Annotated in this window: 16 protein-coding genes, 1 tRNA gene and 1 pseudogene; 12 read left to right on the forward strand and 6 right to left on the reverse strand. The window is 69.3% G+C overall.

What is annotated here, in order from left to right; all coding sequences use genetic code 11:
- Nucleotides 1-95 precede the first annotated feature (95 nt).
- A pseudogene (locus ACFY16_RS12155) lies at nt 96-586 on the forward strand (hypothetical protein); the annotation flags it as partial.
- Nucleotides 587-601: 15 nt separating this feature from the next.
- On the opposite strand, the gene ACFY16_RS12160 reads toward ACFY16_RS12155, so the two are convergent.
- A tRNA-Gly gene (locus ACFY16_RS12160) sits at nt 602-675 on the reverse strand.
- A 520-nt stretch (nt 676-1,195) separates the two neighbouring features.
- Here ACFY16_RS12160 and dcd point away from each other — a divergent pair.
- Both dcd and ACFY16_RS12170 read left to right on the forward strand, forming a co-directional pair.
- Nucleotides 1,196-1,771 carry a dCTP deaminase gene (gene dcd / locus ACFY16_RS12165; RefSeq protein WP_390646987.1) on the forward strand — a complete coding sequence of 192 codons (576 nt, stop codon included), beginning with the start codon at nt 1,196-1,198 and terminating at the stop codon, nt 1,769-1,771.
- Nucleotides 1,768-2,271, forward strand: a complete 504-nt coding sequence (locus tag ACFY16_RS12170; RefSeq protein ID WP_390646988.1) for a phosphoribosyltransferase — start codon at nt 1,768-1,770, stop codon at nt 2,269-2,271. The genes dcd and ACFY16_RS12170 overlap by 4 nt, the downstream gene beginning before the upstream one ends.
- Nucleotides 2,272-2,369: 98 nt before the next feature.
- On the opposite strand, the gene ACFY16_RS12175 is transcribed toward ACFY16_RS12170, so the two are convergent.
- Together ACFY16_RS12175 and ACFY16_RS12180 are read right to left on the reverse strand one after the other, a co-directional pair.
- A complete protein-coding gene (locus ACFY16_RS12175; protein WP_390646989.1) occupies nt 2,370-4,583 on the reverse strand; it encodes a trypsin-like serine protease in 2,214 nt (737 codons plus the stop codon).
- Between the two features lie 55 nt (nt 4,584-4,638).
- A complete protein-coding gene (locus ACFY16_RS12180) occupies nt 4,639-5,130 on the reverse strand; it encodes a hypothetical protein (RefSeq protein WP_390646990.1) in 492 nt (163 codons plus the stop codon).
- Between the two features lie 640 nt (nt 5,131-5,770).
- Between ACFY16_RS12180 and ACFY16_RS12185 the strand changes: the two genes are divergently transcribed.
- The 4 genes from ACFY16_RS12185 to ACFY16_RS12200 all read left to right on the forward strand — a co-directional run bounded on the left by ACFY16_RS12185 (nt 5,771) and on the right by ACFY16_RS12200 (nt 10,480).
- Entirely contained in the window at nt 5,771-9,325 is a 3,555-nt protein-coding gene (locus tag ACFY16_RS12185; protein ID WP_390646991.1) for an ALF repeat-containing protein, read from the forward strand.
- Between the two features lie 3 nt (nt 9,326-9,328).
- Nucleotides 9,329-9,727 (forward strand): hypothetical protein, encoded by a 399-nt coding sequence (locus tag ACFY16_RS12190; protein ID WP_390646992.1) that lies wholly within the window; start codon nt 9,329-9,331, stop codon nt 9,725-9,727.
- A gap of 76 nt (nt 9,728-9,803) precedes the next feature.
- A complete protein-coding gene (locus ACFY16_RS12195) occupies nt 9,804-10,007 on the forward strand; it encodes a hypothetical protein (RefSeq protein WP_390646993.1) in 204 nt (67 codons plus the stop codon).
- On the forward strand, nt 10,004-10,480 hold the full coding sequence (locus ACFY16_RS12200; protein WP_390646994.1) for a hypothetical protein: 477 nt from the start codon (nt 10,004-10,006) through the stop codon (nt 10,478-10,480). Before ACFY16_RS12195 ends, ACFY16_RS12200 begins: the two co-directional genes overlap by 4 nt.
- 85 nt (nt 10,481-10,565) lie before the next feature.
- On the opposite strand, the gene ACFY16_RS12205 is transcribed toward ACFY16_RS12200, so the two are convergent.
- The 3 genes from ACFY16_RS12205 to ACFY16_RS12215 form a co-directional block, all read right to left on the reverse strand.
- A complete protein-coding gene (locus ACFY16_RS12205) occupies nt 10,566-11,621 on the reverse strand; it encodes a YIP1 family protein (protein ID WP_390646995.1) in 1,056 nt (351 codons plus the stop codon).
- Between the two features lie 61 nt (nt 11,622-11,682).
- Nucleotides 11,683-13,155: a VCBS repeat-containing protein gene (locus ACFY16_RS12210; protein WP_390646996.1), complete on the reverse strand. Its 1,473-nt coding sequence runs from the start codon at nt 13,153-13,155 to the stop codon at nt 11,683-11,685.
- 271 nt (nt 13,156-13,426) lie between these two features.
- Nucleotides 13,427-15,709 carry a (Fe-S)-binding protein gene (locus ACFY16_RS12215; RefSeq protein ID WP_390646997.1) on the reverse strand — a complete coding sequence of 761 codons (2,283 nt, stop codon included), beginning with the start codon at nt 15,707-15,709 and terminating at the stop codon, nt 13,427-13,429.
- Between the two features lie 230 nt (nt 15,710-15,939).
- Here ACFY16_RS12215 and ACFY16_RS12220 point away from each other — a divergent pair, with 230 nt between their 5' ends.
- The 5 genes from ACFY16_RS12220 (at nt 15,940) to ACFY16_RS12240 (ending at nt 21,257) form a co-directional block, all read left to right on the forward strand.
- Nucleotides 15,940-16,980: an MraY family glycosyltransferase gene (locus ACFY16_RS12220; RefSeq protein ID WP_390646998.1), complete on the forward strand. Its 1,041-nt coding sequence runs from the start codon at nt 15,940-15,942 to the stop codon at nt 16,978-16,980.
- Nucleotides 16,981-17,074: 94 nt separating this feature from the next.
- Entirely contained in the window at nt 17,075-18,928 is a 1,854-nt protein-coding gene (gene dnaK, locus ACFY16_RS12225; RefSeq protein WP_390646999.1) for a molecular chaperone DnaK, read from the forward strand.
- Complete coding sequence (gene grpE, locus ACFY16_RS12230; protein WP_390647000.1) at nt 18,925-19,581, forward strand: nucleotide exchange factor GrpE; 657 nt, start codon at nt 18,925-18,927, stop codon at nt 19,579-19,581. The genes dnaK and grpE overlap by 4 nt, the downstream gene beginning before the upstream one ends.
- Nucleotides 19,582-19,617: 36 nt before the next feature.
- Nucleotides 19,618-20,799, forward strand: coding sequence for a molecular chaperone DnaJ (gene dnaJ, locus ACFY16_RS12235; protein ID WP_390647001.1), 1,182 nt, complete (start codon nt 19,618-19,620; stop codon nt 20,797-20,799).
- 5 nt (nt 20,800-20,804) lie between these two features.
- Nucleotides 20,805-21,257, forward strand: coding sequence for a heat shock protein transcriptional repressor HspR (locus tag ACFY16_RS12240; protein ID WP_390647002.1), 453 nt, complete (start codon nt 20,805-20,807; stop codon nt 21,255-21,257).
- Nucleotides 21,258-21,311 lie beyond the last annotated feature (54 nt).

Raw genomic sequence — 21,311 nt, forward strand, 5'->3', positions numbered from 1 at the left:
GTGAAATCAATTTCCCCCCGGCGGCTGTCGACATCATGTCTGGGTGTGTAGGTGGAGGCCTGGCTTCCGGGCGTTTTCTGAGCAAGATGTGAGGTAGGGGCGACGCGGGTGTCCGTGCCGTCGTCCCTTCCGGCCTTTCTCCACAAGGAGGTGAGGCAGCACCTCGCGTACGCCGAGAAGGGCCCTGACGGCCTGGTCTTCGTCGGCGAGAAGGGTGCACCTTTTCGACGCACCTCGTTCGGGCGGAAGTGGCGTCGGGCTCGCGCCGCCGTCGGTCTCCCGGACGGCTACACACGCTCTCGACCCGTTCGGGCGCCACCCTCAAGGACACGATGGTCCGTCCGGCCAGTCCTCCGAGAAGGCGGCGCTGATCTATCAGCACTCCGACGAGGAGCGGCAGCGGGATGTAGCGGCCGGGCTCGACGACATGGTGCGCGCCGAGCGTGCGAAGCACCACGAGGACCACGACGACAGCCGCGCGCACCACAAGGAGAAGCCCACCGGCAGCCAGACCGGTCCTTATGGTGCGGATGGGGTGCGCGCCCCGCTGACCGGTCTAGACAACAAAGAACCCCCGGGTCTCTGACCTGGGGGTTTCGCATGGAGCGGGTGACGAGAATCGAACTCGCGCTCTCAGCTTGGGAAGCTGATGTTCTACCATTAAACTACACCCGCGTAAGACGCCGGTCGAAACCGGTGTCGGAACGCTCCGTCACTCTACCCCATCCCAGACCCCGGGCGCTGAAGCCTGCGGGTCTGAGTGCGTTTCAGGGGAGGGATCGGGCTGCGGGGGGCCGGAGTTGGGGCGTACGGTGGGGGACCGGAAGAGGACTGGAAGAGGGCTCGGCCGGGTAGGGGTGCCGCCTGGAGGGCCGTCCCGTTCGTCCCGTAATGTGGCTTTCGTTGTCCGGCAAGCAGCAGCCGGACGCGGCTCTTTGGGGAAGGGACTCTAGGACTTGATGGAGCGCACCGTCGTCCGTTGTGCCGATGGGCACGTGTTCAGCACCGCTTCGTTCCCGATGCAGCAGGCCGAGCGGCTCGGTCCCGGACGGCTTGTCCGGTGCCCTCGCTGTGCCCGGCTTCGCAGTGTCGTGCCGGTGACCCTCGAGAAGCGGTAGCCGAGAGGCGGTACAGGCCCGGCGCGCGGAGTCGTCCGATTGCGGGCGCTCCGCGCGCCTTGCGTATCCTCGGGAACGTGCTTCTCTCAGACAAGGACATCCGGGCCGAGATCGACGCCGGACGGGTACGGATCGAGCCCTACGACGAATCCATGGTGCAGCCGTCCAGCATCGACGTGCGCCTCGATCGTTTCTTCCGGGTGTTCGAGAATCACCGGTACCCCCACATCGACCCCTCCGTCGAGCAGGCGGACCTGACGCGCCTTGTGGAGCCCGAGGGGGACGAACCGTTCATTCTGCATCCCGGGGAGTTCGTGCTCGCCAGCACGTACGAGGTCATCACGCTTCCCGACGATCTTGCGTCCCGGCTCGAGGGGAAGAGCTCGCTCGGGCGGCTCGGGCTTGTCACACACTCCACCGCCGGGTTCATCGACCCCGGGTTCTCCGGGCATGTGACGCTCGAGCTCTCCAATCTCGCGACCCTGCCCATCAAGCTGTGGCCGGGGATGAAGATCGGGCAGCTGTGCATGTTCCGCCTCACCTCGCCGGCCGAGTCCCCGTACGGCAGTGAGCGGTACGGGTCCCGGTACCAGGGGCAGCGCGGACCGACGGCCTCCCGGTCCTTCCTCAACTTCCACAGGACGCAGGTATGAGCGCCGCAAACGTACGGGAGAACCTCACCTACGAGCGGTTCGGCGTCGCCATCCGCGAGCTCGCGCAGACCATCGCCGACGACGGGTACGAGCCCGACATAGTGCTCTCCATCGCCCGCGGCGGCGTCTTCGTCGCCGGTGGGCTCGCCTACGCCCTCGACTGCAAGAACCTTCATCTGGTCAACGTGGAGTTCTATACCGGGGTGGGGACCACCCTTGAGATGCCCGTCATGCTCGCCCCCGTCCCCAACGCCATCGACTTCAGCGACAAGAAGGTACTCATCACCGACGACGTCGCCGACACCGGCAAGACGCTGAAGCTCGTGCGCGACTTCTGCCTCGACACCGTCGCAGAGGTGCGCTCCGCGGTGATCTATGAGAAGTCCCACTCCCTCGTGAAGTGCGAGTACGTGTGGAAGCGGACCGACGACTGGATCAACTTTCCGTGGTCGGTTCAACCGCCCGTGGTGAAGCGCGTGGGACAGGTCCTCGACGCCTGAGAGCCGGAGCGGTACGAGCGGTATGCCAAGAGAGGGCCCTCGACACAGGTCGAGGGCCCTCTCCATTGCTGGGTCAGCGAGGTTGACGTGCTACCGGACTACCGGGCCGCGTAGCCGAAGCGGTCGCCGACCGCCGGGAGGCCGCCCGTGCCGGGCTGGTAGGTGGTGACCGCGGCGACGGTGCCGCCGGCGGTGACGTTGGACAGGGGCAGGGCGTAGAGGGTCCCGTAGGTGCTGGGGCCCAGGGGCATGCCGACGTACAGCTTGCTGCCGGTGTAGTGGATGCTGGTGCCGAGGAGCTGGCCGGCGCCGGGGGTGCCGGGGATGCCGTCGCCGTCGCCGACCTCGAGCCAGCGGTCGTTGGCGCCGGGGGCGCCCAGCAGGGAGAAGGTGTGGACCGCTCCCGCGTTGGCCGTCGTACCGATGGTCTCGTTGGGGGTGCCGACGGCCAGCTTCATCGTGGCGGTGGTGCTCAGGGCGCGAGGGGCGGTGTTGATCGCGGTCAGGGCGGCGCCCATGCGGTCACCGGCCTCCGAAGTGCCGTTCACGTCGTCGTCACCGGTGCCCTGGGAGATGCCGTAGAGCTGGGTGAAGGTGCCGGCGGCGGTGATGCGGAAGGTCAGGACGGTGCCGGCGTCGGCCTTGGCGACGCCGTCGATGTCGAGGTCCTCACCGGGGGAGCCGACCGCGAGGATCGACTCGGTGGCGCTGGTCGCGCCGGAGGGGCGGTACGGGGCCAGGGCCAGGGCGTAGCCGAACTGGTCGGCGGCCTCGGCGGCGCCGGAGACGGTGTCGAGGTCCTGGTCGAGACCGAACTTCGGGGTGGGCAGGCCCGCGGAGGTCAGGGTGTGGCTGAAGACCGCGATGTTGCCCGCGCCGTCGTCGCTGCCGATGGCCTCGTCGGGAGCGCCGACGGCGAAGAAGTTGGTGTCGGCCGCGACCGCGCCGCCGAAGCCGTCGCCCGCTTCCGCGCCGCCGGGCACGTCGGTGCTGTCCTGGTGGATGATGATGTTGGTGCTGCCGTGGATGTAGAAGGCCGCGCCGGCCTTGGCCAGGCCGCTGACGGTCTCGCCGGGCGCGCCGCTGACCACGAACGGCTCACCGTTGGCTGTGACGCCGGCGGCGATGGAGTCGCCGAAGCGGTCGCCGGCCTGGGCTGCCGCCGTGGCCAGGGAGCCGGTGCCGGAGCCCTCTTCGAAGTGGGTGTACTTGACCGCGCCGGTGCCGAGGCCGCCGGGAGCGCCGTGCAGGATGTCGACCATGCCGGCGTCGGAGGTGCTGCCGAGGTCCTCGGCCGGGGTGCCCACGACGAGGTCGGTGCAGCCGTCCTCGTCGTAGTCGACGGTGGCCAGGGACTCGCCGAACCAGTCGCTGGCCTCGGCGCCGCCGGGAACCCAGTCGAGGTTCTGGTTGATCTCCGCGGTGCCCTTGCCGGCGCCGTAGACGATCCGGATCAGGCCCGCGGCGCCGACTCCGTCGACGGTCGCCCGCGGGTCGGAGACGGCGATGTCCTCGGCGCCGTCGCAGTTGAAGTCGGTGACGCGGACCGCGCCGGTGGCGGAGTTCACCCAGGAGGCAAGGTCGTCCACGCGCGTGACGATGCCGCCGGTGCGGGTCTCGGTGGCATCGATGCCGTAGCAGCCGCCCTGGTACGACTGACTGCCCAGCGCGGCGAGTTGGGCCGTGCCGCCACTGACCCGGACCAGCGGGCCGCCGGTGTCGCCCATGCACGCGGCCACGCCGGCCGCCCCGGTGACCGAGGCGGTCGTGGTGGCGGCGGAGTCCACGGTGAAGGTGCCGGTGTGCAGGCTCAGCGGTGCCCACTCGCTCGCGGTGCGGCCGAAGCCGGCGAGCGTGAGGGTCTCGCCGGTGGTGGGCGCGGCGGTGGCCAGGGCGATCGGGGCGACGCCGGTGACCGGGCGGTTCAGGCGGGCCAGGACCGCGTCGCGGTCGGTACGCGGGACCAGCTCGACGATCTCGCGGACCGCGCCGGCGGTGCCGGTCAGGTCGGAGCGGCCGATGACCGCGGTGGTCTCCAGACCCGGCTTGCCCGCGGGCACGGTCAGGCTCACGGCCGGGTTGTCGGCGAAGCAACTGGCGGCGGTGAGCAGCCACTCGCGGTCGACCAGGACGCCGGAGCAGCCGCGGTCGTGGTCGCCGACGGTGATCTGGGCGGCGTAGGCGTAGGTGGTGTCGGCGGCGGCGACGGCGGGGCCGGTGACGGCGGCGGAGGGGCCGGCCGTCAGCGCGACGGAGCCCAGGGTCAGGGTGGCGGCCAGTGCGGCGAGGCGCACAGGTCTGGCGTAGGTCATGAAGTCGGTTCCCCGGTGGGTGGTGGCGGATCGGGCAGGAGGACTGAGCAGGGCGCTACTTGGAGGTCCGAAGCTCCAGGAGCGTCCACTCACGGGCCTCTTCGTCCGCGCTCTCACCCACGGCGGTCCAGGTGTTCTTGGTGATGTCGTACGTCGTCTCCTCGGTACCGACCGTCATGTCCGCCTCGGTGGCGTAGTCGTTGCCCCGGATGAGGTAGACCGAGGGGACCTCCAGGGTCAGCCAGCCGGAGTTGCCCTTGACGGCGAAGCAGATCTTGCTCTTGTCGCGCGCCATGACCTCCAGCTGACCGGTACCGGTCACACAGTCGGCGAGCGTGATGTGGCCGTCGCCACGCTTGAGCAGGATGTTCTTCTCGGTGAGGATCTTGTCCGCCTGCGGGTAGTCGAAGGTCTCGACGGCGTAACCGGGAGCCTCGTCAGACACCGCCGTCACTGCCCCGGACGCCCTGTTCGCGGTGGCCTCCTGGCCGGAAGCGCTGCCCGTCACGGCGGTCCACGCCAGGGCCCCGGCGGCCAGAGCCGCCATGGCTGTGCCTATGAGTCTCTTGCGGTGCGATCTCGACGGCATAAACGTCCCTTCATCACAATCCTGGCTTGTTGTTCCGGACTAGGAATCACAGGACGGAACGCATTTCGCGCACGGGCGTGAAGGAAGACGGAATCAATACGCAGCCCCCCACTCCCGGCAATGAAAAAGGTCCCTGACCGCCTGCCGGAAAACTGCTTGAACCGGCCATGCAACCTCGCGTCGTGGAGCCTGTCCACTTCGTGAATTCTCACAAATGGGGCGAGTCGTGGAGGGTTGGCATGAAGTCGATCACACTCGGAAAAGGTTGTACCGATCTCTGCAAAGAAAAGACAACCAAACGGTTGTGGAAATCTGCCCAAAATGGTGAGTAAAGGTGAGAAACCGCAGTTCGGGCGTGCCGAAGCCACCACACAGGGGACCAAGCTCCTTTATCGGAACCGGGCAAGGAACCGGCCGGGGTTGGCTGTGAATCGGGTGTGAAAACGGTAAGGTGCGGTTAAGGATCGGAGCTTGGCACGCCCGCGACCTGGCTGAAAATACGGGGGATAATCTGATTTCGGAATGTCCCGTGCGCCTGGCTCCGGTTCCCGCTGAATTCAAAACGAGCTGAATATCAACGGAACGAGGGAGCAATACGTTGAGTGTCAGATTGCGGGCCGTGCCGGCATGGCGCGGCTCGGTGGCGGCGCTGATAGCCCTGGTGATGGTCCTGGGCATCGACCCGAGGCCGGCGTCGGCCGAGGACGAGACATGGGTCTACTACAGATCCGACGTGCTGGAGGCCTGGGAGTACGGCGGTCCGGGCGTGCGTGCGGCGGCCGAAGTGGCCCTGGCCGGCTCGGACGCCGACATCCAGACGTTCATGAGCGTGGACATGCCGAGGCTGGAGGTGGAAGACCTGCGGGTGCAGGCGGCCACGCTCATGGCCTCCGGCGGCCCGGCCGTACGGGACGAGGCCGACGTCGCCCTGAGCGGCGGCGAAGAGGAACTGCACGCCTTCCTGGACAACGGCTTCACCACCGCCTACGAGGAGGATCAGCGCGTCCAGGTGGCGCAGGTCATGGCCTTCGGCGGTCCGGGCGTGAAGAAGGCGGCCAATACGGCGCTGAGTGGCACGGCCGACGACGTGAGCGCGTTCCTCGAGACGGGGCAGTACAAGGCGCGGGCCGACGACAACCGCGTCCGGGTCGCCCGGCTGCTGTACACCGGCGGCACGAACGTGAAGCTGCTCGCGGGACAGGCGCTGGACGGTACGGACGAGGACGTACAGGAGTTCCTGGACGACGGGTGGGCGGTCGCGGCCGCGCGCGACCAGGAGACGATCACTGTCGCGCAGCTGGCCGAACTCGCCGACACGGCGCAGAAGCGAGCCAACGAGCTGACCGAGACCGCCAAGGAAGAGGCGGCCAAGGCGGCGAAGGCCACGCAAGAGGCCAAGGAGGCGGCGCAGGTCGCGGCGGCGGAGGCTGCCGCGGCCAAGGATTCGGCCGGTGCGGCGGCGGCCGCGGCGTCCCGCGCCGCTGCCGCCGCCGACCGGGCGGCCCAGTCGGCCCGTACGGCGGTGGCTGCGGCCTCGGCGGCGAACGCGACCGCGCGGGTGGCCGCGACCGCCGCAGCGCAGGCGGCCTACGCCGCCAGCCGGGCGGGCGGCGCGGCCTCCGCTGCCAGGTCCGCGGCAGCGGCGGCGGCGGGTGACGCCAGCCGGGGCGAACAGGCCCGTATAGCCGCGCAGAAGGCGCGCGACGCCGCCGACGGGGCCGAGAAGGCGGCGGACGCCGCCGACCAGGCGGGCATCGCCGCCGACAACGCGGCGAAGGCGGCTTCGGCCGCGGCCAGCGCGGGCGCCAACGCGGCCGCTGCCGCAGCCGCGGCGGCCGACGCGGGCCGCTGGGCCGGCGAGGCCGGCGCCAAGGGCGACGAGGCCGCGGCCGCGGCGGCGCGGGCCAAGCGGCTCGCCGACCAGGCCACGCGCGCGGCCAACTCCGCGCAGAGCAACGCCAACCAGGCCGCTACCGCAGCCCGGCAGTCGCGTGACGCGGCCAATGACGCGGCCGCGCACGCCAGGGCCGCCGCGGTGGCGGCCGACGCGGCGGCCGACGCGGCGGGTCAGGCGGTGGACGCCGCCGCGGCGTCCACCGAGGCCGCGAACGCGGCCACCGAGGCCGCGAACAATGCGATGACGGCCGCGGAGCAGGCCTCGACGGTGGTGGAGCTGGCTCGCAAGGCGGACGCGGAGCGGCTGGCCCAGCAGCAGGAAGAGGAGGTGCTGTCGGCCGAAGAGGCCAGCCTGGCCTACGACTCAAGCGTGGCCGCCGCCCAGCACGAGATGGGCCGGCAGCAGGAGCTCGAGGCCCAGACGCAGCAACTGTTGACGGATGCCGCTGCGGCCACCGACCCGGCGGTCAAGGCGGCCAAGGGCCGACAGGCCGCGGTCAACCTGCTGCCCGGCGCCGGGACCTGGGTGAAGCAGGCGGCCGAGATCGCCCTGCAGGGCACCGACGAGGACGTGGCCGAGTTCGTGGACTCCACGCTCGCCGTGGCCATGGAGCAGGACGACCGGGCCAGCGTGGCGTACATCGCCTCGACCACCGAGATCTCCGCGCAGCAGCAGGCCGCGCTGGATGTGATGGACAAGCCGATCGACCAGGTGCGCGAGTGGCTGCGCACGCGTGCCTACCCGGGCAAGGAGGACGACGACCGGGTTGTCGTGGCCAAGATCTCCGCCGCCGGCGGTCCGGGCGTGAAGGCTGCGGCGAGCGCGGCGCTCGACGGCACCGGGGACGACGTGGCGCACTTCCTGGAGGTCGGGCAGTACGAGGCGCGGGAGGACGACGATCGCGTCGCGGTCAGCGAGGCCCTCGCCACCGGCGGCCCGGAGGTCCAGGCCGCGGCGCAGTCCGTGCTGTCGGGCCCGCCGACCGGACTGCGTTCCTTCCTGGAGAGCGGCCTGTACAAGGCGCGCCAGCGGGACGCCAATGCCGCCGCCCACATCGCCGAGGTCAGCACCCTGCTCCAGGCCGCCTACAAGTCGGCGGCCCTCGCGCAGAAGGATGCCGCCGAGGCGCAGAAGGTCGCCGCGGAGGCTCGTAAGGACGCCGCCAAGGCCACCGAGTGGGCCAACAAGGCGAAGGCGTCCTCCGACCAGGCGAACACGTACGCCGAGCAGGCCGACACGTCGGCCGACCAGGCCGCGGACTCGGCCGCCGAGGCGGCTGAGTCGGCCAAGACGGCCAGGAACGCGGCCGCGTCGGCCCAGCAGTCCGCCCAGTCGGCGGCCCGCTCGGCGCAGTCCGCCCAGCACTCCGCCGGAGTCGCCAGGGGGTACGCCGCGCAGGCGGACCAGTCTGCCTACGAGGCGAAGTTGTCGGAGCTGGCGGCGGGGAAGGACGCCGCCGCGGCTGCCCAGGCCTACGCCGATGCGCTGACGATCACCGCGAAGAAGCTCGTCACGGAACTGAAGGAGCAGATCGAGAAGGAACTCCAGGAGTCCAGCAAGCCGATCTCGGACCAGGAGTTGCGCGAGGCGCTGGAGAAGCGGCTGGTCACGTACCGTCACGCGAACTGGGGCGACATCAAACCGGGTGAGACGCTTCTGGTCTGCGGCTCCGACGGAGCCGGCGGCATGGGCTGTATCACCAGCACGTACCTGGACCGCCTCATCGCCTGGTACGTCGGCGCGGACGAGATCGAGAAGTGCATCACCAAGCCGGACGTCTCGTGCTTCGAGGGCCTTGCGATGTCGGCCCTGCACCTCAAGCTGAAGGGGTTGAAGGCGCCCTGCGTGAAGAGCCTGAGCGGCATGTCGACGATGTCGCTGTCCGCGTCGTCCAGCGAGTGCAAGCTGTGGAAGAACCTCGAACCCGACGACAAGCCCATCCCGCTGGAGAAGGTGCCGCTCGAGAAGCTGGACGACCTGCACGAGGCGACCGGACGGTTCGTGTACGTGGTTCTGCCGGGCGGTGAGCTACGGGTCACCCGGCTCGGCAGCATCTACGGGCACATCGACCTCGCGCAGGGAGAGCAGGTCATCGCCGCCGGCGAGCTGAAGCTCTACCAGGGCAGGATCAAGTCCATCGACAACAGGTCGGGTCACTACCAGCCGAAGGGACCGGAGGCACGGGCCGCCGCCGAGCAGGCCTTCCGTGACGCCGGTTTCGATGTCGGCGAGAAGAGCTACAAGGAACGGTGGTAACGGATGCCTCGATCGGAGTCGCAACGGATGTACGAACTGCTCGTCGACGGATTCCACCAGGTGTCCGGGATCCTCGACCAGCGGAAGTCGACACTCGTTGCGGATCCGGTGCTGGCGGAGCTGGCCGCCCGGGTGGCCGCGGCACCGGATCCGGAGTCGGACGAAGTGAAGCGGGCCCTCCTGTACGCCCTCGACTCCCGGGAGCTGTCCGGGGCCGCCGAGGTCGTCCAGTACTTCGCTCACCGGTTCCGGTGGGCCTGGCTGCGCGGTGAGGTGGAACAGCGCTATCTCGACTGCCTCACACAGGTCAACCGCAGGCTCATCCGGCACTACGAGAGGATGCTGGAGGCATTCTCCTCGGACTGGGAGGACAGGGACCTGTTCCCGAGCCTGGACCACTGAGCACAGGACAGGGCCCCGCCGGATCACTCGGATCCGGCGGGGCCCTCTCAGGTCAAATACTTGATGGACATACTTCATGGACAACTTCTCCCACGTTCTGACATCGCCGGAGAAGACGTTCGACTGGAAGATCGGTGGCACCCAGGCCAAGGGCTTTGCCAAAAAGGTCAATGGCAAGGTGGTGGTGATTTTCGTGGCGAAGGAAGGGCCCTACCAGGGCAAGATCCTGAGCTCGATGGTGCCCGGAGCCAAGAACATGACGAAGTGGGGCCTCTGGTGAGCTCGCTCAAGGAGGCCATCAGCTGGAGCGGTCCCGCGGTCGTCGTTCTCTTCACGCTCGGGCGAGTCGAATCCTCCTTGCCGGAGGGCGAGTTCGACCTGTCCGGCACGCGTCCGGACGAGGTCGAGCTCTTCGGGATCTCCTCTGAGCCCTGGGAGAGGCAAGCCGTCGTCTGGGAGTACGACCTCACCTTCGAGGACGGTCACCTGGACGACCAGGATTTCCCCGCCTATCTGCGGGAGTGCCTGCGGAAAGCGTCTTCACACGCGGAGGGAATCGCGTGGTTGACGTTCGAGGGAGCCTTTCATTTCGACCACCTCTTCACGGACGACATCGCGGACCAGATCTATGGTTACTGCGTGGCAGGGGACGAACCTGTGTTCACCTGGGATCACGAGATCATGAAGAGTGATCGATGGAAGCGTGAGATCAGGCAGGTGCGATCGGTGCTGGACCGCACTTTCCCGGGGTAGCCGGTTTCCCCGGATGAGTGAGTAAGAAAAAAGAAGGGCTCCCGGCCCAGGCCGGGAGCCCTTCTTCGTCATAGCGCGAAAAAACCTAGAAAGTGCCCAGCTTCACGATCGACAGCAGGGCGATCAGCTGGATCGCCGAGGCGCCGAGAGCCTTCGGCCAGGGCAGGTCGTGGGAGGCCTTGACCATGAGGGTCAGGAGGGCGCCGGCCGCCACCCACGTCGCCCAGCCCAGCAGCTGTACGAACGACGCGTCGCCGCCGAAGAACATCGCGACGACCAGCCGCGGGGCGTCCGTGAGGGACATGATCAGCATGGAGAGGCCGACCGTCGGCTGCCACGCGCCGTCCCCGCCGAGCTGGCGGGCCAGGGTGTGGGTGACCACGCCCAGGATGAAGGAGCTCAGCACCATCGCCACGGCCGTCGTCAGGACGATCGGGATCGCGTTGGAGAGCGTGGCGTTGATCGCGTCCTCGCGGGCGCCGTCGAAGCCGAAGACCGCGAGCAGCCCGTAGAGGAAGGTGACGACGAGGGCGGGGCCCCACATCGTGTAGTCGCGCATCCGCAGGAAGGTCTGGTTGGGGGCGGTCACGATGCCCCTCAGCAGCTCCTTCCAGTGCAGAGGCGGGCCGATCGGGGCCGACGGGGCCGTCGAGCCCGCGTGGTAGGTACCGCCCTGGTTGTAGCCGGGCTGGTCGTCGATCGAGAACGCCTGGGTGTGGCCCGGGTTGTTCGCCGCGTACGGGTCGTGCGGGGTGCCCTGGCCGGGGGCGTACGGGTCATCGCCCCCGAAGTACTCCGGTTCGCCTCCGCCCGGACCGCCGTTCGCCTGCGGCCACGGGGAGCCGCCGCCGCCTCCGCTGCCGTACGGCGGCTGCTGGCCGCCCCGGTACTGCGGCCGCTGCTGCGGGTACGGCTGCTGCGCCGACGGGTAGCCGTACGACGACCCCGAGGGCCGCGCCGACTGTCCCTGGGGCGCCTGCTGCCCGTGCGGGGGGTGTTGCGGTCGCGCTTGCGGGGCGCGGTCGTCCCGGCCGCCGCGTCCGATCCTGAATCCAGCCACGCCTTCGAACGTACCTGGTCCCGGAGAGTGACGTGCGGGGCCGGGGCTTCCGGACCCGGCTTTGCTGCCGAGCTGTGACATCCCTTAAGGGAGGCAGGCGCATCCCTTAAGGGAGAGATCGGTCAAGGGAGATGTCGGGGCCTCAGTCCGCGAAGTTCGCGCCGAAGAACGGTGTGCCCGTCGTCGAGACGCCCGCGTCGCCCGGCCAGATGCTGCGTGCGCCGGTCGGGGCGATCTTCGTGCCGTTGGACGGGAGGTAGGTGACGGAGCCGTCGCCGCTGTTCTCGCCCGAGCCCACGATCAGGTCCGCCTTGCCGTCGCCGGTGACGTCGTCGAGCTTGACGTCGAGGCCGAAGTTGTCGTTCTTCTCGTCGTTGCCGGGGACGCCCGGGTCGTTCTGGCCGAAGGCCTGGGCGCCGGTGATGGTGTCCAGGCCGTTCGCCGAGCCGTAGAGGACGGTGACCATGCCGGTGTGGGCGACGCCGTTGAGGGTCTCGCCGGGGGAGCCGATCACCAGGTCCAGGTAGTTGTCGCCGTTGATGTCGCCGAGGTCCAGCTCGTAGCCGAAGCCATCGGCCGTCTCCGAGGAGCCGGGGACGCCCGCGGTGTCCTGGGTGATGCCGGTGGCCGAGCCCGGGCCGCTCGCCGTGCCGTAGGTGACCCACACCTTGCCGCCCTTGGCGGAGTCGGGGATGGTCGTGCCGTCGCCCGTGGTGGGGTCCCACTCCGCGCCGCTGACGATGTCCCCGTAGCCGTCGGCGTCGATGTCGCCGATCGCGGTGATCACGCCGGGCTTGAGCGTCTTGGCGGAGGCCACGCTCAGGCCGCTCGCCGAGCCGGGTATCCAGTAGTTGCGGTTCCAGCCGTACTGCGTGGTCGTCTCGTAGCCGTCGACCACCAGGTCGGTACGGCCGTCGCCGTTGACGTCGCCGGCGGTCAGGTTGAGCGCGCCGATGCCCTCGCCGGAGTAGACCGGAGGCTTGATCGTGTAGCGGCCGCCCGGCGTGCCGGACGTGGTGAAACCGCCCTTGTAGACGTAGATGGTGGAGTTGTTGCTGCCGACGGCCAGGTCGGCCTTGCCATCGCCGTCGAAGTCGCCGGCGGCGAGGAAGCGGCCCCAGTTGTCGTGGCCGGTCTGCGCCGGGTCGGGGATCGCGATGCCCTTGCCGGTGATGCCGGACGCCGAGCCCCACAGGATGGACACGGCGCCGCCGTCGACGTCGGTGCCGACGTCCTCGCCCGGGCTGCTGACCGCGAGGTCGTCGTAGCCGTCGTGGTTGAAGTCGGCGTACGCCGTGTCGGAGCCGAACGCGTCGCCCGCCTCCACACCGCCCGGGGTGCCCGAGGTGTCCTGGCTGATGGTGGAGCGCTTGGCGGCGGTCACGCCGGTGCTGGTGCCGTACAGGACGACCAGCTGGCCGGCGCCCTTCTTGCCCTTCACGTAGGCCTCGGAGGCGGAGAAGGCGACATCGGCCTTGCCGTCGTTGTTGAAGTCGGCGAAGGGGGTGGCCGTGGAGTCCGCGGCGGTCGCCGCCGTGGACGCGAAGCTGAGCAGACCGCCCGTCAGCGCGGCCGCGGTGGCCGTCGCGAGGGCGGTGCGCAAGTGCTTGTGCATGCGGGTTCTCCTGCGGCATGCGGGGGATGCCCGGTGGCATCCGTGGGCGATGAGGTACGGACCGTCCGTGTTTGCCGGAGCTTGTCTCTCCGTTTACCGGGCGGACCTGTGATCAGGAGACCTGCGGTGAGGGGTGAGGGTTGTACGAGGGGCCGGTGCTTGTTCGAGTTCTCGCCGACTGCACCTCTCGACTTCGGGGCCGAAGCGGAAAGCCGATACCCCCGTGACCGGCCGGTCACGGGGGTATCGGTTGGGCCGAAGGGGCGAGGGGCTACTTCACCGGTTCCGGCTCCGGCTCGCTCTCCGCCTCCGTCTCGCCCGCCGGGTCCATCGGCGTCTTCACGGATTCGAGCAGCAGCTGGGCCACGTCCACCACCTGGACGGACTCCTTGGCCTTGCCCTCGTTCTTCTTGCCGTTGACCGAGTCGGTCAGCATGACGAGGCAGAACGGGCAGGCGGTGGAGACGATGTCCGGGTTGAGGGAGAGGGCCTCGTCGACGCGCTCGTTGTTGATGCGCTTGCCGATCCGCTCCTCCATCCACATCCGCGCGCCACCGGCGCCACAGCAGAAGCCGCGCTCCTTGTGGCGGTGCATCTCCTCGTTCCGCAGACCCGGGACGTTGGCGATGATCTCGCGCGGAGGCGTGTAGATCTTGTTGTGGCGGCCCAGGTAGCAGGGGTCGTGGTAGGTGATGATCCCCTCGACGGGCGTCACCGGGACCAGCTTGCCCTCGTCCACCAGGTGCTGGAGCAGCTGGGTGTGGTGGATGACCTCGTAGTCGCCGCCGAGCTGCGGGTACTCGTTGCCGATCGTGTTGAGGCAGTGCGGGCAGGTCGCGACGATCTTCTTCGCCGACTTGGGCTTCCGCGACTCCTCGGTGACGTTGCCCTCGTCGTCCGTCTCCTCGCCGAACGCCATGTTCAGCGCGGCCACGTTCTCCATGCCGAGCTCCTGGAACAGGGGCTCGTTGCCGAGGCGGCGGGCGGAGTCACCGGTGCACTTCTCGTCGCCGCCCATGATCGCGAACTTGACGCCCGCGATGTGCAGCAGCTCGGCGAAGGCCTTCGTGGTCTTCTTCGCGCGGTCCTCGAGGGCGCCCGCGCAGCCGACCCAGTACAGGTACTCGACCTCGGTCAGGTCCTCGATGTCCTTGCCGACGACCGGGACCTCGAAGTCGAGTTCCTTCGTCCACTCCAGGCGCTGCTTCTTGGCCAGGCCCCAGGGGTTGCCCTTCTTCTCCAGGTTCTTGAGCATCGTGCCCGCCTCGGACGGGAACGCGGACTCGATCATGACCTGGTAGCGGCGCATGTCGACGATGTGGTCGACGTGCTCGATGTCCACCGGGCACTGCTCGACGCAGGCGCCGCAGGTGGTGCAGGACCACAGGACGTCCGGGTCGATGACGCCGTTCTCCTCGGCGGTGCCGATGAGCGGGCGCTCGGCCTCCGCCAGAGCCGCGGCCGGCACACCGGCCAGCTGCTCCTCGGACCCCTTCTCCTCGCCCTCCATGGTCTTGCCGCCGCCGGCCAGCAGATAGGGGGCCTTGGCGTGCGCGTGGTCGCGCAGCGACATGATCAGCAGCTTGGGGGAGAGCGGCTTGCCCGTGTTCCAGGCGGGGCACTGCGACTGGCAACGCCCGCACTCGGTGCAGGTGGAGAAGTCCAGCAGGCCCTTCCAGGAGAACTGCTCGACCTGGGAGACGCCGAAGACGTCGTCGTCACCGGGGTCGGTGAAGTCGATCGGCTTGCCGCCGGAGGTCATCGGCAGCAGCGCGCCGAGCGAGGTGGCGCCGTCCGCGTTCCGCTTGAACCAGATGTTCGGGAAGGCCAGGAAGCGGTGCCAGGCGACACCCATGTCGGTCTTCAGGGCGACCGTGATCATCCAGATGAAGGAGGTCGCGATCTTCAGGCCCGCGAAGAAGTAGGTGAGGTTCTGGAGCGTGGAGACGTCCAGTCCCTCCAGCCACGACACCACCGGGTACGAGATGAAGAACGAGGACTCGTAGCCGTCCACGTGGTGCTGGGCGCCCTCCAGTGCGTGCAGCATGAAGATGCAGACGCCGACGATGAGGATGACGGCCTCGACGAAGTACGCCTGGCCGAAGTTGGAGCCGGCGAAGCGGGACTTGCGGCCCGGCTTGTTCGGCTTGCTCAGCTGGCGGATCACGATGAGCGTCAGGATGCCGAGCACGGTCATCGTGCCGATGAACTCGACGAAGACGTTGTACGGCGCCCAGTCGCCGATGACCGGCAGGATCCAGTCGGCCTGGAACAGCTGGCCGATGGCGTTGACGATCGTCAGCAGCAGCGAGAAGAAGCCCACCGCCACGAACCAGTGCGCGACACCGACGATGCCCCAGCGGTTCATCCGGGTGTGACCGAGGAACTCCCTGGCCACGGTGACGGTGCGCTGGACGGGCTCGTCGGTGCGGGTGCCCGCGGGCACGTTCTGGCCGAGCCGCATGAAGTTGTAGATCTGCAGGAGGGCGCGGCCGAACAGGGCCACGCCGACCACGATCAGAACCAGCGACACGATGATCGCGGCGAGTTGCATTTCGGGGCTCCTCGGGCCTGCGAGGGTTTTCTCGAGCGAGATTACTAAGCGGTAACTTATGCAGTCCGTCTGAGACTACCCGCATCCTCCGCCGCACTGTAGTCAGCCGCTCGGTGATCTGCGTCGCTGAGGGTTGCCTCACGATCCGGTCGGATCCGGTCGCGCGATCCGTCGCGGATCCGATCGTGTTATTCGTACCAAATTGATACATTTACCCCTAACTTATATCCGTGCTCTACGGGATCGCCGCCGCCACCGCCGCCCTGCTCCTCGCCGCCCTGCTCGCGGCGATGCTCCGAACGCCTGCTCGCCGGCTCGGGATCCTCGACCGACGGCGGCAGCGGCCGGTGCCGCTGCTGGGGGGAGCGGCCGTCGTGGTCGCCACCTGCGCCGTCGCCGCGGCGGGCGAGGGGACGGGGATCGCCCCGCTGGGGGTCGGGGTCGGGGAGCTGCTCGTCGCGGGCGTCGCGGTCGCCGCGCTCGGGCTGGTCGGAGACGTGTGGCGGTTGAAGGCGCGCTTCCTGGTGATCGGTACGGCCGTGGCGGCGGCCTGTGTCGTTCCGTACCGGGAGACAGGGGTGCCCGGCGGGCTGCTGGCCGTGGGGTGGATCGTGTGGGTCGCGGTCGCCTTCAAGGGGCTCGACCATGCCGACGGCCTCGCGGGCACCGTAGGGGTCGTCACCGCCTTCGGGGTGGGCGCCTGTGCCGCCGCCGAGGTCATGGACGGGCTCGCGGTGCTGCTCAGCGTGCTGGCCGCCGCGCTGACCGGCTTCCTCATGCACAACTGGCATCCCGCGCGGGTCGGTCTCGGGGCCTGCGGGTCGCTGTTCACGGGCTTCATGCTCGCCTCGGCCGCCGTGCTCACCCGGAGCGGGTACGCGCTCGCCCCCAGCGCGGGCGTGCTGTTCGCGCTCACCGCGGTCGCGAGCGCCGACGTCGTTCTCGTGGTCCTGGCGCGCCGCGTCGCCGGGCGGCCGCTGCTGCGTCGCGGGCCCGACCATCTCGGCCACCGGCTGCGGCGGCTCGGGCTCACCCCGCAGGGGGCGACCGTGGTGCTCGGCGCGGGCGCCTTCTCGGCGGTGCTCGTCGGGGTGCTGGCGCACGCCGGGTGGATCGGCGCGAGCGCCGTGCTGTGGGTGGCGGGGGTGGCGCTGGTCGTCGTACTCGGGTTGCTGCGGCTCCCTCCGCCCAGTGCGCGGCGAGCTGTGCCTCATGCGCGGCGGACCACATCGGCGCAGGTCAGGCCCCAGTTGCGTGTAAGGAACGGATAAGAGTTGAGTCCGTGTGACTCAGCTCTGTTGACCGGGCGGGGGCCTTCGTGCACACTTGAGTCCGTTCCACTCAAGTCAGCTGGAGGAAATCACCATGGCACGTGCGGTCGGCATCGACCTGGGCACGACTAACTCCGTCGTCAGCGTTCTGGAGGGCGGCGAGCCCACCGTCATCACCAACGCCGAGGGTGCCAGGACCACGCCGTCCGTCGTCGCCTTCGCGAAGAACGGTGAGGTGCTCGTCGGCGAGGTCGCCAAGCGCCAGGCGGTCACGAACGTGGACCGGACCATCCGCTCCGTGAAGCGTCACATGGGCACGGACTGGAAGATCGAGCTTGACGGCAAGGTCTTCAACCCGCAGCAGATGTCCGCGTTCATCCTGCAGAAGCTGAAGCGCGACGCCGAGGCCTACCTGGGCGAGAAGGTGACCGACGCGGTCATCACCGTCCCGGCGTACTTCAACGACTCCGAGCGTCAGGCGACGAAGGAAGCCGGTGAGATCGCCGGTCTCAACGTCCTTCGTATCGTCAACGAGCCCACCGCGGCCGCGCTCGCGTACGGCCTCGACAAGGACGACCAGACGATCCTGGTCTTCGACCTCGGTGGCGGCACCTTCGACGTGTCCCTGCTGGAGATCGGCGACGGCGTCGTCGAGGTGAAGGCCACCAACGGTGACAACCACCTCGGCGGTGACGACTGGGACCAGCGCGTCGTCGACTACCTGGTGCAGCAGTTCAAGTCCGGCCACGGCGTGGACCTCGCCAAGGACAAGATGGCCCTCCAGCGCCTCCGCGAGGCCGCTGAGAAGGCGAAGATCGAGCTGTCCTCGTCCACCGAGACCTCGATCAACCTGCCCTACATCACGGCGTCCGCCGAGGGCCCGCTGCACCTGGATGAGAAGCTCACGCGCGCCCAGTTCCAGCAGCTCACCGCTGACCTGCTGGAGCGCTGCAAGACGCCGTTCCACAACGTCATCAAGGACGCCGGCATCCAGCTCGGCGAGATCGACCACGTCGTCCTCGTCGGTGGCTCCACCCGTATGCCCGCCGTCGCCGAGCTCGTCAAGGAGCTGACCGGTGGCAACGAGGCCAACAAGGGTGTGAACCCGGACGAGGTCGTCGCCATCGGCGCCGCCCTGCAGGCCGGTGTCCTCAAGGGTGAGGTCAAGGACGTCCTGCTCCTCGACGTGACCCCGCTGTCCCTCGGTATCGAGACCAAGGGCGGCATCATGACGAAGCTCATCGAGCGGAACACGACGATCCCGACCAAGCGGTCCGAGATCTTCACCACCGCCGAGGACAACCAGCCGTCCGTGCAGATCCAGGTCTACCAGGGCGAGCGCGAGATCGCGGCGTACAACAAGAAGCTCGGGATGTTCGAGCTGACCGGTCTGCCGCCGGCCCCGCGCGGTGTCCCGCAGATCGAGGTCGCCTTCGACATCGACGCCAACGGCATCATGCACGTCACGGCCAAGGACCTCGGCACGGGCAAGGAGCAGAAGATGACCGTCACCGGTGGCTCCTCGCTGCCGAAGGACGAGGTCGACCGCATGCGCCAGGAGGCCGAGAAGTACGCGGAGGAGGACCACGCCCGCCGCGAGGCCGCCGAGGCCCGCAACCAGGGCGAGCAGCTCGTCTACCAGACCGAGAAGTTCCTCAAGGACAACGAGGACAAGGTCCCGGGCGAGATCAAGACCGAGGTCGAGGCGTCGGTCGAGGAGCTGAAGACCGCGCTCAAGGGCGAGGACACCGCCGAGATCCGTACGGCGACCGAGAAGGTCGCTGCCGTCTCGCAGAAGCTGGGCCAGGCCATGTACGCCGACGCCCAGGCCGCGCAGGGTGCCGCCGGTGGTCCGGAGGGCGCTGCCCCGGGTGGTGCCGCCGCCGCTGACGACGACGTCGTCGACGCCGAGATCGTGGATGACGAGCGCAAGGACGGTGCCGCGTGACGGAGGAGACCCCGGGCTTCGAGGAGAAGCCCGACGTCCCCTCCGGCGCCACCCCTGACGACGCCGAGCCGAAGGCCGCCACCCCCTCCGCGGAGGAGGCGGCGGCCCCGGCCGGGGACGCGAACCAGACAGCGGGACTGGTGGCCCAGCTGGACCAGGTGCGTACGGCGCTCGGCGAGCGCACGGCGGACCTCCAGCGGCTCCAGGCCGAGTACCAGAACTACCGCCGCCGGGTCGAGCGCGACCGGATCGCGGTCAAGGAGATCGCCGTCGCGAACCTCCTGACCGAGCTCCTGCCCGTACTCGACGACATCGGCCGCGCTCGGGAACACGGCGAACTGCTCGGCGGATTCAAGTCCGTCGGGGAGTCGCTGGAGACCGTCGCGGCGAAGATGGGTCTGCAGCAGTTCGGCAAGGAGGGCGAGCCCTTCGACCCGACGATCCATGAAGCCCTGATGCACAGTTACGCGCCGGACGTCACCGAGACGACGTGCGTGGCGATTCTGCAGCCCGGGTATCGGTTCGGCGAGCGCACCATCCGCCCCGCGCGGGTGGCGGTGGCCGAACCCCAGCCGGGAGCGCAGACGGTCAAGGCCGACGAGTCGGCCGAGACGGCTGACGACAAGGAGAGCGGTGGCCCGGACGAGGGCTGACGTTGCGATACGGATGAGGAAGGAGGGACGTCGGGGATGAGCACCAAGGACTTCATCGAGAAGGACTACTACAAGGTTCTCGGCGTCCCCAAGGACGCCACCGAGGCCGAGATCAAGAAGGCGTACCGGAAGCTCGCCCGCGAGTTCCACCCGGACGCCAACAAGGGCAACGCCAAGGCGGAGGAGCGCTTCAAGGAGATCTCAGAGGCGAACGACGTCCTCGGTGACGCCAAGAAGCGCAAGGAGTACGACGAGGCCCGCGCGCTCTTCGGCAACGGCGGCTTCCGTCCGGGGCCCGGCGCGGGCGGCGGCTCCTTCAACTTCGACCTGGGCGACCTCTTCGGAGGCGGCGCCCAGGGCGGCGGTTCCGCGGGCGGCTTCGGCGGCGGCATCGGTGACGTCTTCGGGGGCCTGTTCAACCGGGGCGGCGCGGGCACCGGCACGCGCACCCAGCCCCGGCGCGGCCAGGACATCGACACCGAGGTCACGCTGAGCTTCACGGAGGCGATCGAGGGCGCGACGGTCCCGTTGCGGATGACCTCGCAGCAGCCGTGCAAGGCCTGCTCCGGCACCGGCGACAAGAACGGCACACCGCGCGTGTGCCCGACCTGCGTCGGCACCGGCCAGGTGGCACGGGGCTCCGGCGGCGGGTTCTCGCTGACGGACCCCTGCCCGGACTGCAAGGGCCGCGGTCTGATCGCCGAGCACCCCTGCCCGGACTGCAAGGGCAGCGGCCGCGCCAAGTCCTCCCGCACGATGCAGGTCCGCATCCCGGCGGGCGTCACCGACGGGCAGCGCATCCGGCTGCGCGGCAAGGGCGCGCCCGGCGAGCGGGGCGGCCCGGCCGGCGACCTGTATGTCGTCGTGCACGTCGACTCCCATCCGGTGTTCGGCCGCAAGGGCGACAACCTCACCGTCAGCGTCCCGGTGACGTTCACGGAGGCGGCGCTCGGCGGCGAGGTCCGGGTCCCGACCCTCGGCGGCCCGCCGGTGACGCTGAAGCTGCCCCCGGGCACGCCCAACGGCCGCACCATGCGCGCCCGCGGCAAGGGCGCGGTCCGTAAGGACGGCACCCGCGGCGACCTCCTGGTCACCGTCGAGGTGAGTGTCCCGACGGACCTGTCGGGGAAGGCTCGTGACGCACTGGAGGCGTATCGCGAGGCGACCGCGGGTGAGGATCCGCGGGCGGAGCTGTTCGAGGCCGCGAAGGGAGCTTGAGAGTGATGGAAGGCCGTCGGCGTAACCCGTATGAACTGACCGAGGAGACCCCGGTCTACGTCATCTCGGTGGCGGCCCAGCTCTCCGGCCTGCACCCGCAGACGCTGCGCCAGTACGACCGGCTGGGCCTGGTCTCCCCGGACCGCACCGCGGGCCGGGGCCGGCGCTACTCGGCCCGCGACATCGAACTGCTGCGCACCGTTCAGCAGTTGTCGCAGGACGAGGGCATCAACCTGGCCGGCATCAAGCGGATCATCGAACTGGAGAACCAGGTCGCCGCCCTCCAGTCCCGCATCGCGGAGATGGAAGCGGCCCTGGACGGCGCGGCGGCCGCGATGCAGCAGCGCGAGGCCGCGGTGCACGCCTCCTACCGGCGCGACCTGGTCCCGTACCAGGAGGTCCAGCAGACCAGCGCGCTGGTGGTGTGGCGGCCGAAGCGGCAGCAGTCCTCGGACTGACGGTCCGACGGTACGCGTGCGAAGGGGCCCGGGACATCTCCCGGGCCCCTTCGT

The sequence above is a fragment of the Streptomyces sp. NPDC001315 genome (genome assembly GCF_042896175.1).
Lineage (GTDB): Bacteria > Actinomycetota > Actinomycetes > Streptomycetales > Streptomycetaceae > Streptomyces.